The organism is Acinetobacter sp. AKBS16 (assembly GCF_002899995.1).
Lineage (GTDB): Bacteria > Pseudomonadota > Gammaproteobacteria > Pseudomonadales > Moraxellaceae > Acinetobacter > Acinetobacter baumannii.
This window is the reverse complement of the sequence record NZ_POYH01000045.1, coordinates 109,571-126,392: the sequence shown is the minus strand read 5'-3', so window position 1 is coordinate 126,392 and position 16,822 is coordinate 109,571. Positions and strand designations below refer to the sequence as shown.

10 protein-coding genes and 1 pseudogene are annotated in these 16,822 nt (G+C 40.0%); 5 read left to right on the top strand and 6 right to left on the bottom strand.

Annotated features, from left to right (window positions below; translation table 11 throughout):
• Window positions 1-438: 438 nt before the first annotated feature.
• Both C1642_RS07335 and C1642_RS07330 read right to left on the bottom strand, forming a co-directional pair.
• Window positions 439-1,122: a Fe2+-dependent dioxygenase gene (locus C1642_RS07335; RefSeq protein WP_000581255.1), complete on the bottom strand. Its 684-nt coding sequence runs from the start codon at window positions 1,120-1,122 to the stop codon at window positions 439-441.
• Between the two features lie 106 nt (window positions 1,123-1,228).
• A complete protein-coding gene (locus tag C1642_RS07330; RefSeq protein ID WP_002013915.1) occupies window positions 1,229-3,517 on the bottom strand; it encodes a TonB-dependent receptor in 2,289 nt (762 codons plus the stop codon).
• 414 nt (window positions 3,518-3,931) lie between these two features.
• On the opposite strand from C1642_RS07330, the gene tig reads away from it, so the two are divergent.
• From tig to C1642_RS07310, 4 genes and pseudogenes are all read left to right on the top strand, one after another.
• Window positions 3,932-5,266: a trigger factor gene (gene tig, locus C1642_RS07325; RefSeq protein WP_001198432.1), complete on the top strand. Its 1,335-nt coding sequence runs from the start codon at window positions 3,932-3,934 to the stop codon at window positions 5,264-5,266.
• 192 nt (window positions 5,267-5,458) lie between these two features.
• Window positions 5,459-6,064, top strand: a complete 606-nt coding sequence (clpP, locus tag C1642_RS07320; protein WP_000289452.1) for an ATP-dependent Clp endopeptidase proteolytic subunit ClpP — start codon at window positions 5,459-5,461, stop codon at window positions 6,062-6,064.
• A 101-nt stretch (window positions 6,065-6,165) separates the two neighbouring features.
• Entirely contained in the window at window positions 6,166-7,479 is a 1,314-nt protein-coding gene (gene clpX, locus C1642_RS07315) for an ATP-dependent Clp protease ATP-binding subunit ClpX (RefSeq protein ID WP_001289250.1), read from the top strand.
• 147 nt (window positions 7,480-7,626) lie between these two features.
• A pseudogene (locus C1642_RS07310) lies at window positions 7,627-8,339 on the top strand (DUF2846 domain-containing protein).
• Between the two features lie 24 nt (window positions 8,340-8,363).
• On the opposite strand, the gene C1642_RS07305 reads toward C1642_RS07310, so the two are convergent.
• From C1642_RS07305 to C1642_RS07290, 4 genes are all read right to left on the bottom strand, one after another.
• Complete coding sequence (locus C1642_RS07305) at window positions 8,364-8,918, bottom strand: DUF2059 domain-containing protein (RefSeq protein ID WP_000155519.1); 555 nt, start codon at window positions 8,916-8,918, stop codon at window positions 8,364-8,366.
• A gap of 141 nt (window positions 8,919-9,059) precedes the next feature.
• Complete coding sequence (locus C1642_RS07300) at window positions 9,060-10,586, bottom strand: fumarate hydratase (RefSeq protein ID WP_000207467.1); 1,527 nt, start codon at window positions 10,584-10,586, stop codon at window positions 9,060-9,062.
• A 227-nt stretch (window positions 10,587-10,813) separates the two neighbouring features.
• Window positions 10,814-12,958 carry a phosphate acetyltransferase gene (gene pta, locus C1642_RS07295; protein ID WP_001092293.1) on the bottom strand — a complete coding sequence of 715 codons (2,145 nt, stop codon included), beginning with the start codon at window positions 12,956-12,958 and terminating at the stop codon, window positions 10,814-10,816.
• A 43-nt stretch (window positions 12,959-13,001) separates the two neighbouring features.
• Window positions 13,002-14,204 (bottom strand): acetate/propionate family kinase, encoded by a 1,203-nt coding sequence (locus tag C1642_RS07290; RefSeq protein WP_000236000.1) that lies wholly within the window; start codon window positions 14,202-14,204, stop codon window positions 13,002-13,004.
• Between the two features lie 762 nt (window positions 14,205-14,966).
• On the opposite strand from C1642_RS07290, the gene edd reads away from it, so the two are divergent.
• Window positions 14,967-16,820 carry a phosphogluconate dehydratase gene (edd, locus tag C1642_RS07285; protein ID WP_000365488.1) on the top strand — a complete coding sequence of 618 codons (1,854 nt, stop codon included), beginning with the start codon at window positions 14,967-14,969 and terminating at the stop codon, window positions 16,818-16,820.
• Window positions 16,821-16,822: the final 2 nt, after the last annotated feature.

Genomic DNA, 16,822 nt, shown 5'->3' with positions numbered 1-16,822 from the left:
AGCACGGTTGCGTCAAGTATCGTGTAAAAGGCAACGTCTACAGTTATATATGGTATCTAATACAGAAAAATTAAAGGGAATTTGAAAAGGTCTGCTCTAAAATACAGACAAAAATTTATACGCGCGCGAGGCGCAGCATCAGGAGTTCGAGATGATGTCTTGCTTGAGTAGGCTGGGCAAACAAGTAATTCGTTTTCATCTATAGACCATGAAATAGTAAGTTTGGTGGTTTGCAAATATGCTTATTGTTTAGATATACCACATCTAAACGATGATTACACGTTGTGCAAAAGTCTTATAGAGATTTTAATTTCAGTGTTTAGAAAATAATTTTCTAATTTTGCATTGTTTTATGTTTTGTCGAAAATAATTTTCATTATTTTGCCTTATTGAGATAAAAATAATTAATTAGCTCAAATAAGGCAAAAATAAATAGTGTTACAGTTCTGACCACATACGGATTAGGTTGTGATAAATATTAGTTAATTTCATGACTTCAGAATAGCTATCACCATGTGATTTACGGAGTTCACGAATACTTTCATCTAAACTAAATAAAAGATGCCGTTTACTATCGTCACGTACTAAACTTTGAACCCAGAAAAAGGAAGCAAAACGAGTACCTGCTGTAATACTACTCACTTCATGCAGACTAGTAGATGGGTAGAGAACTACGTCACCAGCAGGTAATTTAACTTCGTGATAACCATAGGTATCTTCAATCACTAGGTCACCACCTTCATATTCATCTGGCTCACTTAAAAATAATGTACATGATAAATCTGTACGAATTTGTTCCGCTGTACCACGAATAAGGCGAATTGAGTTGTCTACATGAAAACCAAAACTTTCATGTTCATCATAACGATTAAAAAGCGGTGGAATAATTTTGTGAGGCAGGGCCGCGGCCTGAAACAAAGGATTTTGCCAAATTGCTTTGATGACGATATCACTTAAATGATGGGTAAGGGGGTCTTGTTCTGAGAGTTGCTGATTTCTTTTCACCGAAGCAGACAAGGTGCCAGCAGTCACTTTTCCACCTACCCAATTGGCTTCTTCCATGAGCTTACGAAACTCGGCAACTTGCTCTTTGCTTAAAACATTGGGGATATGATGAATCACGGCAAACACCTTTTTAATAGATACTTCATTTGTAAAAATAGCCTCATGACGAGGCTATTTTATATGAACTTTAATTAATTCCATAAATAAATTATGGAATTTATCCTTAGTATTTAAAGTTAATCGCTAAGACAGCATTACGACCATTACCTTCAAATGCGTAGTGAGCTGCATGCGCACTAGTGAAATAGCGCTTATCAGAGATATTGTTGATATTAAGCTGCAAATTCACATTCTTATTAACATCATATTTAGCCATAGCATTGTAAATGGTATAGGTTGGCAGATATTTCGGAGCAGTTGTGTTCACAAAAACTTGATCGCGATATTCAACACCAGCACCTAGAGTCAATTGAGGCATTACTCGGTAAGTAGACCATAGGGTAGCGCTGTTTTTCGCTACAAATGGGAGAGGTTTACCTTCTTGAGCAACTGCATTATAGGCAGCTTCGGTAATTTCACTATCTAAATAGCTATAGCCTGTAGAAACATCCCATTTGTCGGTAATTTTTCCGTTCAGACTAATTTCAAATCCATCAACTTTACTTTTACCTGCATTGGCAGTCGTAGTAGGGTCAATTTGGATACGTGTATTTTGCTTTTCAGTACGGAAAACTGCTGCTGTTAAGTTCGCACGGTTATTAAATAAGTCCCATTTTGTACCTAACTCGAAAGTACGTGCTTCTTCTGGCTTGAGAGCATTTGCACTCGCACTTGCAGTACCTGAGTCGCTAATAGAATCTGAACCTGTGTCACCCTCAGCAAGCACACCTACTGGGTTTGCTGACGTAGCATAGCTTAAATAAATACTACCATCTTCTGTTGGTTTAAAAACTAAACCAGCTTGGTAAGAGAAGTAGTCTGTATCGCTTTCTAATTTATCACCAGCTTTATGAGGAGTACGTCCATCTACATCCTTATTATATTTTTTCTCAGTTTCAAATTTATCCCAACGCACACCTAAGTTAAGTAACCATTGGGGATTAAATTCAATACTGTCTAAAGCATAAATGCCTACATTGTGACTACGAGTGGTCGATTGTGCTGTGATAGATCCACGCTTATCTGTGAAGGCACCATTGCCTGGATTATTTAAACTTGTACACCAGCCATTTGCCACAGCAGCAGCTGAAGTACAGTTTTGAATATTGCTGTCTAAAATGGTCGATGTGGTTTCACCAGCAGCATTAGTAAAAGTATGTACACCTTGATCTGTTTCTTGGAAGCTCCATTCAGTACCGACATTAAAAGAATGCTTTAATGAACCAGTATTAAATTTGCCTCTTAGGGAAAGTTGATCACTATATGCATCGGTATCGAGAATACGACTTAAAGCACGACGAGCAACCGTACCTCTATAAATGTTACCTTTTGAGTCATCTGCGTTGGTATAAACATAATCTGATTTAGATTTGTTGTAAGTCGCTATGTTCGATAACGTCAGGTTTTCATTAAAGTCATGTTCTAATTTAAAGGTACCGATATGGTTTTCACGTTTGTCAAAATCACGTGCTTTCCAACCATAATAAGTTCCAGCTTTTACATCAACAGGTTTACCATCACCAGGTGTTACTGTAACCCCAACAGGAGGCTTTGCTGGGTTTGCATTGTTAAAAGGAATGCCTGCATCAGGTTCATCATTGCTACGTAAATAATAGTAGCTTAGTGTTCCGCGTGTTGCTGTATCTAAGCCAAAAGTAATACTTGGAGCAATACCTACACGTTTATATTCAGCACCATTACTTTGGCCGGCTTTCTCATTTTCGTGGCCCATAATTACTACACGGCCAGCAATACCGTTACCAAAATCTTTGTTCGCATCTAATTGAATATGACGATAGTTGTCGGTACCGCTTTGAACACTACCTTGATATACATCACCTTCATGAGCAACTTTAGGGATGAGGTTAATACTGCCCCCAACGCTACCACCACCACCAAGAGCAGAAGAAGATCCTTTAATGACTTCAACTTGCTCAATAGCAAACATATCTCGATTCTGAGAAGTTGTATTACGAACACCATCTACATAAATAGAAGATTGACCGCTATAACCACGAATGTAAGGCATATCTGTAAACGGGGTACCGCCTTCACCAGCACCTAATGTAATACCAGGTTCATAGCGTAACGCTTCGAGTAGGGTATTAGAGTTTGTATCTTTAATTAATTTTTGAGAAAGAATAGAGACTGATTTTGGTGTGTCTTTGAGAGGAGCTACGAATTTAGAGTTTGCAGACTGATCGACCTTTAAAGATTCTTCTTGAGTCGCTTTAGTATGGATAGTTGGTAATTGCGAAACTGCTTCTTGTGCCATTGCAGTTGTTGCTATCATCGAGAGAGATGAGGCGATTGCAGAGGAAACAATTTTTTTACGTGTTCTAATCAATGACATGACTTTCAGGACTTAAATATAAACGTTATGCGAATAATAATAATTCTTATTTATATGTACAGTTTGTGTTAATTGGATTTGCCGATAGAATTGTGAAGGAAATGTGAAAGTTTTAATCACTTTTAGTTACAAATTGGCCCTAATTAATTGATTAAACTTAACTGTTTGGAAAAACGATAACTTTATTAAAATTAATTGTAATTTTAGATTTGTAAAGAATAGTTAAAAAATTACTTTTGATTAACGTTGCATTAAAAAAAATTAAAAAATCATAAAATTACTGTGAAATTTCCTAAAAATACGTCCTTCAATTTTATGATCTGATCGGTTAATTTTGTATATCTTGAAAGTTGTCATATAATACAGCACTTTTTTAAAAACTGTTCCTACTAACTAATTTTTATCGAGGAAGCCATGCAAGTAACGACTGAAGCGGTTTCGGGCGTTGCCCGTCGTTTAAATGTTTCTGTACCGACGAGCCGTATTAACGAGCAATTTGAAGCTCGTTTGAAGCGCACTGCCAAAACTGTGAAGATCAACGGCTTCCGTCCGGGCAAAGTACCTGCAAACGTTGTTCGCCGCGAATACGGTGCAAGTATTTATCAAGAAGTTGTGAATGACATCATTCGTGACAGCGTATTTGAAGCAATTCAACAAGAAAAAATCAATGCGGTAGGTATGCCGAACATTGAGAAAGTTGAACATAAAGAAGATGCTTTAGTTTTTGAAGCAACTGTAGAAGTTTATCCTGAAGTTGAAGTAAAAGCATTTGACGGTTTGGAAGTTGAACGTAAAACAGCTGAAATTAAAGACGCTGACGTTGACACCATGATCGAAAACTTGCAAAAGCAACGTCAAACTTGGGCTGTAACCAAGGGTATGGCGAAAAAAGACATGCAAGTGACTTTTGACTTCGAAGGTTCTATCGACGGTGAGAAGTTCGAAGGCGGTTCTGCTGAAGACTTTAAACTTGTGTTAGGTTCAGGCCGTATGATTCCTGGCTTCGAAGACGGCATCATTGGCATGAAAGCTGGTGAAGAGAAAGTTATTGATGTAACTTTCCCTGAAGATTACCAAGCTGAAAACTTAGCGGGTAAAGCAGCTCAGTTCAAAATCACTGTGAAGCAAGTTGAAAAGCCTAAACTTCCAGAGATTGATGCTGAATTCTTAAAAATCTTCGGTGTTTCTGAAGAAGAAGGCATTGAAAAATTAAAAGCTGACGTTCGTAAAAACATGGAACGTGAAGTTCGCAATGGTTTACGTAACCAAGTTAAACAAGCTGCATTTGATGCTCTTGTTGCTGCTAACGAAATTGAAGTTCCAGCTGCAATGGTTGCTCAAGAAATTGACCGTCAACGTCAACAAATGGTTCAACAGTTCACTCAACAATTTGGTGGTGCAGGCGCGCAATCTTTTGACAAGAGCATGCTTCCTGACGAATTGTTCAAAGAACAAGCAGAACGTTCTGTTAAGCTTGGCGTATTGGTAAGCAAAGTATTAGCTGATGCTAAACTTGAAGTTGACCAAGCACGTGTTGATGCTTACATCGACGACATGGCTTCTTCTTATGAAGATCCAACTGAAGTGATTGAATACTTCAAAAATGATGCTCAACAACGCGCTCAAATTGAAGCTGTTGTGTTAGAAGATCAAGTTGTTGATCACATCTTAGCTTCTGCTAAAGTGACTGACAAAGCAGTATCTTACGAAGATTTATTGAAAGAACAACAAGCTCGCCGTATGGGCTAATCTTTTGAGAAGTCAGGAAAAGGCGCTTTAGGCGCCTTTTTCATTTTTAGGTATATGGTTAATTTGAGTACGTCTTAAGTACTTAGGTATAAATAATATAATATTTCAGTGCGAACCTTTTGCAATTTGAGAAATTATCCCGCATATTGTTGCCATAGGTTAAGTCACAAAAAATTTAGGAATAAATAACGTATGTATGTTCCAACAATTGAAAATGCTTTAGTTCCTGTTGTGGTTGAACAATCTTCTCGCGGCGAACGTTCTTTTGATATTTATTCACGACTTTTACGTGAGCGCGTCATTTTTCTAACTGGTGAAGTTGAAGACAACATGGCAAATTTGATTGTTGCCCAAATGTTGTTCTTGGAAGCTGAAAACCCAGATAAAGATATCCATCTTTATATTAACTCGCCAGGCGGTTCGGTCACTGCTGGTATGGCGATTTATGACACGATGCAATTTATTAAACCTGATGTAGTGACATACTGTATGGGGCAGGCTGCATCTATGGGCGCATTCTTATTAAATGCTGGTGCTAAAGGTAAACGCTATTGCCTTGAAAATGCACGTGTAATGATTCACCAACCATTAGGTGGATTCCGTGGTCAAGCATCAGATATTGAAATTCATGCTCGTGAAATTCTATTTATTAAAGAGCGCTTGAACCGTTTGATGGCAGAACACAGTGGTCAAGACTATGACACGATTGCTCGTGATACCGATCGTGATAACTTTATGACTGCACAAGCAGCAAAAGAATATGGCTTGGTCGATCAGGTATTAAGTAAGCGTCCATAAGGGAAAATATTAAGTGGCTTGAGTTATTGGAAAACGCCTCCATATAGTCATTTAACCCTATCGCTTGCCCTCATATTTAAGATTCTATTTGTGGAGAGAATATGTCCGAACATCCTCAAGGACAAAAACATTGTTCATTTTGCGGTAAAACGCAGTCTGAAGTCGGGAAACTGATTGCGGGCGAGGACGCATATATTTGTAATGAGTGTGTAGATGTCTGCTTAGACCTTGTACAAACCAGCCAACAGGTTGAAGCAGGTGACTGGGCGAGCAAGGCATTGCCAAAACCACATGAAATACGTGCTGCGCTTGATCAATATGTAATTGGTCAGGATCTTGCCAAAAAGACATTATCTGTTGCCGTTTATAACCATTATAAGCGTTTGAAAGTCGGGCAATCTGGTCATGTGTCTAAAGATGTGGAAATTGCTAAAAGTAACATTCTACTGATTGGGCCTACCGGTTCAGGTAAAACATTACTTGCTCAAACATTGGCTCGTTTGTTAGATGTGCCGTTTGCAATGGCAGATGCGACTACTTTGACGGAAGCGGGTTATGTTGGCGAAGACGTTGAAAATATCGTACAAAAGCTTTTGCAAAAAGCAGATTACGATGTAGAAAAAGCTCAAAAGGGCATTATCTACATTGATGAAATCGACAAGATTACACGTAAATCTGAAAATCCGTCGATTACTCGTGACGTGTCTGGTGAAGGTGTACAACAAGCTTTGCTTAAGATGATTGAAGGTACTGTAGCCTCAATTCCACCACAAGGTGGACGTAAGCATCCACAGCAAGAGTTCATTCAAATTGATACCTCAAATATCCTATTTATTTGTGGTGGTGCATTTGCTGGACTGGAAAAAATTGTACAACAGCGTCAAGAGAAAGGTGGAATTGGCTTTACGGCTGATGTTAAAAACAAAGATGAAACCAAAAAACTTGCTGAATTATTCCGTCAAGTTGAGCCAACTGATTTAGTTAAATTTGGTTTAATTCCAGAATTCATTGGCCGTTTACCAGTGATTGCAACGCTTGAAGAGCTTGATGAAGAAGCGTTAATGCAAATTCTAACTGAACCGAAAAATGCATTAACTCGTCAGTATCAATACCTGTTCAATATGGAAAATGTTGACCTCGTATTTGAAGATTCAGCTTTACGTGCAGTGGCTAAGCGTGCGCTTGAGCGTAATACCGGAGCTCGTGGCCTACGTTCGATTTTGGAAAATGTTCTACTTGAAACGATGTATGACTTGCCAAGCCGTACAGATGTAGGAACAGTTTTCATTAATGAAGCAGTTATTAATGGTGAAGCTGAACCTGTCTACAAGTCAGAACGTCAGCCTAAAGAAGCTGTAACACATGAAAGTGTTGCTAAGGCAGATTTAAAAGTAATTGATTCGAAGTCTGCTTAGATTTCATTCATCTAAAAAGCATGAATTGCCTCGGTGATTCATGCTTTTTTTGTTTTCAATTCATGTACGTGGTGTTAATCTAAAAAAACAAAATACGCATAGTTTTGCGATATAGAAAAATCAAAAGAAAACGCTTTGAGGGATGTCATGCGTTATTTAATTATTGCTATAAGTTGTGCCGCATTACTTGCAGGTTGCCAAAGTTCATCACACTTAGAAAAGAATTCAGGTGAGCTGACTGCCACTTTACCTAAAGTTGATGTTGATAACCCGGTTTATTGGATCAATATCGTTTAGGCGGCTTCACTGTAGGGGGATGGGTAAATCAAAAGTTAGGTCAGACATTTGTGCCAGTTAAACCCCAAAATGAGCAGGCAGCAGTTGTCTATCTTTACCGTCCAGACACGAAATGGAATCGTCAAGAAATTGCAGCCATCAATTTATTTGTAAATGGCAAACGTATTCCAAGTTTATTGCATAACCATTATTACTGGATTGAACTGCCAGCAGGAACTTACCGTATTTCAGCAAGCCGCCCTTTGTTGGGGATTCATTTTCAAGAACCTAAATATATCGATATTACGGTAGATGCAGGCGCATCTTATTATTTGAAGTATGATGAAGAAAATAAAATGGACCGTAGTGAGCACACGGGTCCATTTATGTTAATGCAAGATAATATTGGTCGTAGAGAAATTGCATTTACCGAGCTTAAATCTTCTAGCTACAATTTTGTTGCTGAAGATGCTTCAGGGAAAATACGTCATAAACCCCAAGAATTAAAACCTGCTAAATATAATGAAAAGTCAGATGTACATCTGATAAAACCATTTAAATTGTGGAATCCCTTAACGTGGTAACAATTTGAGGTCGATAAAGAAAAGTTAAGACTTTTCTTTATCTTTCATTAAGGGTGCAATAATTTTTAGCATTTCTTCTTGCATATGATCTCGTGCTTTAGGGTCATTAAAAGTTTGCTGTCCCAATTCCATCATATATTCTGAAATTTGCCCCATAATCTGTACGTTTTTACGGGTAATTGATTGGCCTTCTGGGGTTTTCAAAAACTTTAAATTTGCTTGGATTTCTTCTTCGGTATAAGTTTTTAAATAAATATCTTGTAAGGCTTGAGTCGTTTTAGGGCTACTAATCAGCTGGTTACTCGAATCTTTTAAAAGTAAGCCTAACTTTTTCGCTGCCTCTTTTTCTTTCGGACCTAAAGTTTTGATGCCCGTAATATTGCTAATGATCTGTTCAGCTTGTTGATCATAGTAAGGCGTTAACTCATTGATTGATTCTTTCAATAGATAATCAATTTGGCTCATTTGCATGAGTTCTTTTACTGAACTTAACTTGGCAGGAGAAGCAAATAAGCTTGTAGTAATACAGCTTAGACAGAGACTGATTGAAAGATTTTTAAGAATAGGGCGAATAGTCATGAAATGACCTATATGCAGTGTAGGGCGGGTGGGTGTATTCATTAATAGCACAGATTGGCGAACCAATTGTTACAATTCTTTTCAATTTCAAAAAAATATTAAAAGGCATAAAAAAAGCACCGAATCCGGTGCTTTTCTTGATTAGCCAGCTGCGGCATCGATTACTGGAATTTTACCAATTTTCGCTTGCCAGATTTTTGGAGCTACTGCGTGAATTGATGTACCGTTTACATCAACTGCAACAGATACCGGCATATCTTCCACTACAAATTTGTAGATTGCTTCCATACCCAAGTCTGCAAATGCAACCACTTCAGCTTCGCGAACAGCTTTAGATACGAGGTAAGCTGCACCGCCAACTGCCATAAGGTAAGTTGCTTTGTTGTCCTTGATTGCTTCAATTGCTGTAGGACCACGATCAGCTTTACCGATCATACCGAATAGACCAGTATGCTCGAGTACTTTACGTGTGAATTTGTCCATACGTGTAGCCGTTGTAGGACCGGCAGGACCAACCACTTCATCACGTACCGGATCAACAGGACCAACGTAGTAAATGAACTTGCCTTTAAGATCAACCGGTAATTCTTCACCGTTGTCGATCATTTCAACCATACGTTTATGTGCAGCGTCACGACCTGTGTACATTGTACCGCTAAGAAGTAATGTGTCGCCCGGTTTCCAAGAATCCATTTCTTCTTGAGTAATGGTATCAAGGTTTACACGTTTAGATTGTGAAGCATCCCAAGTTACAGATGGGTAGTCTTCAAGTTTTGGTGCTTGAATATGAGCTACACCTGAACCATCAAGCTGGAAGTGAGCGTGACGAGTCGCAGCACAGTTAGGAATCATACCTACTGGTTTGCCAGCAGCGTGACATGGGTAGTCTTTGATTTTAATGTCAAGAACAGTCGTTAAACCGCCAAGACCTTGTGCACCAATACCAAGAGCGTTTACTTTTTCAAAGATTTCGATACGAAGTTCTTCGATTTTGTTCTCTGGTCCACGGCGAAGTAATTCGTCCATGTTGATTTCTTCCATGAGTGCTTCTTTCGCAAGCATCATGGCTTTTTCAGCAGTACCACCAATACCGATACCGAGCATACCAGGAGGACACCAGCCTGCACCCATAGTTGGAACGGTTTTAAGAACCCAGTCAACAATCGAGTCAGATGGGTTAAGCATCGCAAGTTTAGATTTGTTTTCTGAACCGCCACCTTTAGCAGCAACTGTAATATCTACTTTGTTACCTGGTACGAGTTTGTAGTGAATAACGGCAGGGGTGTTGTCTTTTGTATTTTTACGACCAAATGCAGGGTCAGCAAGAACAGATGCGCGAAGAACGTTGCTGTTTTCAAGGTAACCTTGGCGAACACCTTCATTTACTGCATCGTCTAAGCTCATTGTTAAATCAAATTTAACATCTAAGCCCACTTCAAGGAAAACGTTAACAATACCAGTATCTTGGCAAATTGGACGATGACCTTCCGCACACATGCGAGAGTTAATTAAAATCTGTGCAATTGCATCCTTTGCAGCTTTGTTTTCTTCGCGATCATAAGCACGGCTCATCGCTTGGATAAAGTCTTGCGGGTGATAGTACGAAATAAACTGTAGGGCGTCCTTGATTGATGTAATCAAGTCATCTTGTTTGATAATCGTTGTCATACCAAAAAATCTCTTGAGCGGGCTGTTAGCTAGCGGGCTAAATTATATGACAAAAAGACAATCTTGTGGGGGATTGGTTGATCTTTTGACCGAAAGTCGAATAACACAAAGGCTAAGTTATTTAAAATTAAGAACAACCTAGAATCAGGCTTATTTCTTAAAAAATAAAAAAAGCCATTTGAGCGGATATCAAATGGCGAGAGGTAGAAAAGATTAAATGATATTAATTATTTGGCAGCAGCTTGCTGCTCGGCCTGAATGGCTGTTAATGCGATAGTAAAGACGATGTCATCTACTAAAGCACCACGAGACAAGTCATTGACTGGCTTATTTAGGCCTTGCAGCATTGGGCCAACGCTAACTACATTTGCTGCACGTTGTACTGCTTTGTAAGTCGTGTTACCCGTATTTAAGTCGGGGAAAATAAATACATTGGCACGGCCAGCAACGCGTGAGTCTGGCGCCTTTTGGCGTCCTACACTTTCAACTGAAGCCGCATCGTATTGTAGTGGACCGTCAATCAGTAAATCAGGCCGGCGTTGCTGTGCAATTTGAGTTGCTTGTTGCACTTTTTCAACATCAGCACCAGTACCAGATGTACCAGTTGAGTAGCTGATCATGGCAATACGTGGGTCAATTCCAAACGCTTTTGCAGAGTCAGCAGACTGAATCGCAATTTCGGCAAGTTGTTCGGCTGTAGGGTCTGGGTTAATTGCACAGTCACCGTAGACATAGACTTCATCCGGTAAAAGCATAAAGAAAATGGATGAAACCAGTGAGTACGCTGGAGCGGTTTTAATCAGCTGGAACGCTGGACGCACTGTATTGGCGGTTGTATGAACTGCCCCCGAAACTAATCCATCCACATGATCTAGAGCTAGCATCATGGTGCCGAGAACTACAGTATCTTGTAATTGCTCTTTAGCTTGTAGGTCGTTGAGTTTGCCTTTGCGGAGTTCAACCATTGGTGCAATATATTGGTCACGGATCTGATCTGGATCAATAATTTCTAACCCGGCCGGTAACTCGATACCACGTGCTTTTGCTACGTCATGTACAGCTTCTGGTTTTGCTAACAAAATACAATGCGCAATACCACGAGCCTGACATATAGCAGCAGCTTCAATAGTGCGTGGCTCATCACCTTCTGGAAGGACAATCCGTTTTTTAGCTGCAATCGATTTTTGTACCAGTTCATGACGGAATGCAGAAGGGGAAAGGCGTGGTGTAGCACCGTTATTACTATGTTGTTTAAGCCATTCGACATCTATGTGACTGGAAACAAATCGGGTCACTTGTTCGGCACGTTCAGTGTCATCGGTTGGAATTTCATTACCAAAATCGGATAGGCGCTGCGCAGTTTCTAGTGTATTTAAATGGGTATGTAAAATTGGCAACCCTTGTTTGATAGCACTTTGGCAAAACTCTAAAAGCTTGGGAGCAGGAGCTTCACGTTCAGTCAACACTAAGCCTGCCAGTGGAATACCATTACTGGTGGCGAGACTACTTGCCAGTAATACATCGGTACGTTCAGAAGCGCTAATAATCAGTTCACCAGCAATGAATTTATTCAGTTCATATTCAATGCTTGAGGCAATTAAACTTGAGTGCAAAATACGACGTGTTTTTGCTTCGCCTTGATTTACCCATTGGCCATCAATCACGCTCGCGATGTCTAATGTTCTAGGTACACTTAAGGTATTACTAAACGGAACTAGACCAATAATTGGTAAATCGCTTGATCCAAAGTAGCGGTTATATTTTTGCAATTCTGCCGTAAATTTTGCGATGTCTTCAGTTGGACGTAACGACGGGTCAAATGCGACAGGTATTTGAGCTGTTTCTTCAGACAACCCGCGTGTACGCATAAAGAGTACGCCCGCTGTTCGGTTAGAGGTTGCACCACCAAACTGCCGTAAGTGAGCTTCAACTTTCTCTGCTGTTTTACGTGGGTTTTGAATATCTGCTGTACTGACTAAAACCACTTCAGCATCAAGCGCTTGAGCAAGGCTTGCATTAAGTTCACTGGCAAAATGGTCTTGCCCATTTGGTAATAAGCCTTCAACAATAATCACATTATTGTCTGCTGCGATACTGCGATGAAGACTTACTGCTTCTTCAAGTAACTCATCGACTTCACCAGCCGCAATGCGTTGGGTTAGCTTTTCATGAGAAATGGATTGAACAGTTTTGCTTTGAAATAAATGACCAAATAAAGATGTAGTTCGGTCTAAATTTTCTTGATCTACCTGAGAGAACGGTTTTAAAAAGCCTGCTTTAATCCCATTACAATCAAGTGCATAAATCATACCTAAGCAGGCAGAGGTTAAACCAACCCCTTCACCTGTAGGAATTAATAAAATTGTATTCATATAAACCTATAAATAAATGAATAGCGTTTTTTGACTACTGTAATTAAGCAAGGCTTACTTCAGGAGATGTATTTTGTGAAACCTCTACAACCTGACGAGTTTCTTTGGCAATACGGCCTTCTTCATCGGTTGGAATCACCCAGATTTGTGGACCTGTGCCGCTATCAATACGGCCTTCTGTACCACGTTTTAAATTGTTGTTCTGGTCTTTATCGAGCTGTAAACCGAAATGAGGTAAATAAGCTAGAGTTTTTTCACGTATATAAGCTGAGTTCTCACCAATACCGCCTGTAAAAATCAAGCCATCAATACTTGGTAAACCACAACTTAGGGCAGCAAGTGATTTTGCAAGGCGATAGCTAAATACTTCAATCGCGAGGCAAGCATCTTCATTGCCATTTTCAGCAGCTTCAATCACTGTACGCATATCGTTAGAGAGTTGTGATAAGCCAAGTAATCCACTTTCGTTATTTAAAACTTTATCGATTTTTGCTAAGTCCCAGCCAAGATTTTTAGCAAGGAAGCTGTGTAAGCTTGGATCGACATCACCACTACGTGTTCCCATTACAACACCTTCAAGTGGAGTAAGGCCCATAGAAGTATCAACACTTTGTCCATTCCACACTGCACAAGTCGAGCTACCATTGCCCAAGTGTGCTGTTAACCAACCGCCTTTTTGGAATTTTCCTGCCAGTTCACTGCCGCGGTCAGACACATAAGCATGGCTTGTACCGTGGAAACCATAGCGACGAACATTATGTTCTGTATATAAAAACTTAGGGATTGCATAACGGTATGCATGTGCAGGCATAGTTTGATGAAATGCGGTGTCAAATACGGCAACTTGAGGTAATTCAGGGAATAGGCGCATCGTTGCTTCAATCCCGATTAAGTGAGCAGGATTATGAAGCGGTGCAAGCGGAGTGGCTGCACGAATACGTTCTACAATTTCAGGGGTGAGTAGTTCAGCTTTGGTAAGGCTTCCACCATGTACGACACGATGACCGATTGCTTGAGGTTTATAGTTTGCAAGACGTGCAAGTAAAGTTTCTAAAGCTTTGGCGTGGTCAGCATAAGGAATTGAAAGCTCTAGCGGTTCTCCACCGACGGTAATCCCTTTAATACGAGCATCAGCTGCCCCTAAGTTTTCTGCTAAACCGTAAATACGATCTTCACGACGCTCTGAAACCAGCGCGTATTTAATAGATGAAGAACCGCAATTAATAACTAATACTGATGTAGCCACGTTGAAATACCCAAGTCCTGATATAAAAATAGTTTTCCTAACTTCCTGATCAAAAGGCATTAATTGTGTGATGCATTAAGAGCAGGTTGTGATGTTTTAACATGTGTTGTTTTTCTGTCCAAGATAGACTTTAGCCCATTAGACTTAAGCACTATCGACCATTAAATTTTTTATAACTAATATTCGCTCAGTATAAAGCTTAACCACTGTATTTATTGTTTTTTTGTAGAAGAATTAAACAGTTTTTTGTATATATTTATGAAAGGTAGATTTCTATTTAATGTATTTTTCAAATATTTGGTATAAATTTTTTAAGAAAAAAGAAGTGCTGCTATTTTAATCAAACTAGAGGGGAGTATTACAAATAATATACGTAAATGAAATTAAATTTTAATCGTTTATATATAGGTTAAAATGAATAAATCATAAACATTTTTAATATAAAACTTAGTATAAAAAAGTCGGTATTAATACATTTATAAGAATATTTTATTGCTTTGATATTATGAGAATTTTCTCATAGTTAATAGAGGCAGATATACCAATAAATATAGTCAAAAATAAAACCAGCTTCTCGTTTAAAACTTAAACATAATTTGTATTTAATACCGATGCTCGAGTATTACCGTAAAGTTGACTAGGGCTTGCATGTCGCTTTTTGCCTTAATAATATTGTTCCTCCCCCTTATCAAATGATGATGAAATATATCATTTGGTCTATTTTTATGTTCCGGCTTATCCGGTTGTACAGGAGCGTCCAGCATGGACTTGCCGAATCCAGTATTGGCAAAAGTTACTGAACGTGTAATTGCGCGTAGCCAAAAAACTCGTTCTGCATATTTACAACGTATTGAACATGCCCAAGGCAAATTCCCAGCTCGTGGTGCACTCTCATGTGCCAACCTGGCTCATGGTTTTGCTGGCATGGAAGATAATGAAAAATTAATTATTAAAGTTGGCCGTGAACCAAATATTGGCATTGTGTCTTCATATAATGAAATGCTTTCAGCACATGCCCCATATAAAACATTCCCTGATATTATAAAAACAGCTGCACGTGAAAATGGTGGTGTTGCACAGTTTGCGGGCGGTGTACCGGCAATGTGTGATGGTATTACTCAAGGTAATGCCGGTATGGAATTATCACTATTTTCACGTGAAACCATTGCGATGGGGACTGCGATTGCACTTTCCCATAACATGTTCGATGCCGCATTGTGTCTCGGGGTATGCGATAAGATTGTTCCGGGCTTGCTGATTGGTGCTTTGCAGTTTGGTTATCTACCAACCATTTTTGTCCCTGCGGGGCCAATGAGTAGCGGTTTGTCGAATGATGATAAAGCTAAAATCCGCCAGCAATTCGCGACAGGTCAAGTAGGACGCGATGCCTTACTTGAAGCTGAATCGGCTGCCTATCATGGTCAGGGCACATGTACATTCTATGGTACTGCGAACAGTAACCAAATGTTGATGGAAGTGATGGGCTTACATTTGCCAAGTGCGGCATTTGTTCATCCTCATACCCCATTACGTGATGCTCTCACTGCCGAAGCTGCTAAACGTGTACTTGACTTAACTGCCGAGCGAGGCAACTACACGCCGATTGGCCATGTTATTGATGAAAAAGCTATTATCAATGGCATTGTGGCTCTACTGGCTACAGGTGGTTCAACCAACCATACGTTGCATCTTATTGCGATTGCACGTGCGGCTGGCATCTTAATTGACTGGGATGACTTTGATGAGTTGTCTGCTGTTGTTCCATTGCTCGCAAAAATCTATCCAAATGGCAAGGCCGATGTAAACCATTTCCAAGCTGCGGGTGGGGTAGCCTTCCTTATTCGTAACTTACTTGAGGCTGGTTTGTTACATAACGATGTGACGACTGTCGCTGGTAAAGGTTTACAGCATTACACCAAAGAACCGAAATTGATTGACGGTAAGCTCACTTGGGTTGACGGGGTAGTTCAAAGCCTTGATGACAAAGTACTCCGTAGCATTGATGCGCCGTTTCAGCCAGATGGCGGCTTGCGCTTAATGCAAGGTCGCCTTGGTCGTGGTGTTATCAAGATTTCTGCGGTTGCACCAGAGCACCGTAAAGTGAAAGCACCGGCAATTGTTTTTGACTCGCAAGAAGCGGTACAGGCAGCGTTTGATCGTGGTGAATTGCACCGAGACTTTATTGCGGTTGTTCGTTTCCAAGGTGCGCGTGCTAATGGTATGCCTGAGTTGCACCGCTTGACTCCTGTGTTGGGTGTTTTACAAGATCAAGGCTTCCATGTTGCATTAGTAACCGATGGTCGTATGTCTGGTGCTTCAGGCAAAGTGCCAGCAGTCATTCATTTGTCTCCAGAAGCGTTATTGAATGGTCCGATTGGCAAAGTTCAAACCGGAGATATGTTAATCATTGATGCTGAAGCTGGTGTACTCGATATTGAGTTAGATGAGCAGACTTGGCAGTCACGTCCTGTTGCTCAACCAGAACATCAGGCAGAAAACGAAGTTGGTTTTGGCCGTGAATTATTTGGTGTGTTCCGTGCGGCAGCAGCGCCTGCTGAACATGGCGCATCTGTGTTTGGTGCACTTGTTGGCGAAGAGCCACAAGGGCAGATTTAAGA

What these genes read in the sequence shown, in the direction of transcription:
- C1642_RS07330 (WP_002013915.1), bottom strand. Translation starts at nt 3,517, where the DNA reads ATGTCATTGATTAGAACACGTAAAAAAATTGTTTCCTCTGCAATCGCC.
- tig (WP_001198432.1), top strand. Translation starts at nt 3,932, where the DNA reads ATGCAAGTAACGACTGAAGCGGTTTCGGGCGTTGCCCGTCGTTTAAAT.
- clpP (WP_000289452.1), top strand. Translation starts at nt 5,459, where the DNA reads ATGTATGTTCCAACAATTGAAAATGCTTTAGTTCCTGTTGTGGTTGAA.
- clpX (WP_001289250.1), top strand. Translation starts at nt 6,166, where the DNA reads ATGTCCGAACATCCTCAAGGACAAAAACATTGTTCATTTTGCGGTAAA.
- C1642_RS07305 (WP_000155519.1), bottom strand. Translation starts at nt 8,918, where the DNA reads ATGACTATTCGCCCTATTCTTAAAAATCTTTCAATCAGTCTCTGTCTA.
- C1642_RS07300 (WP_000207467.1), bottom strand. Translation starts at nt 10,586, where the DNA reads ATGACAACGATTATCAAACAAGATGACTTGATTACATCAATCAAGGAC.
- pta (WP_001092293.1), bottom strand. Translation starts at nt 12,958, where the DNA reads ATGAATACAATTTTATTAATTCCTACAGGTGAAGGGGTTGGTTTAACC.
- edd (WP_000365488.1), top strand. Translation starts at nt 14,967, where the DNA reads ATGGACTTGCCGAATCCAGTATTGGCAAAAGTTACTGAACGTGTAATT.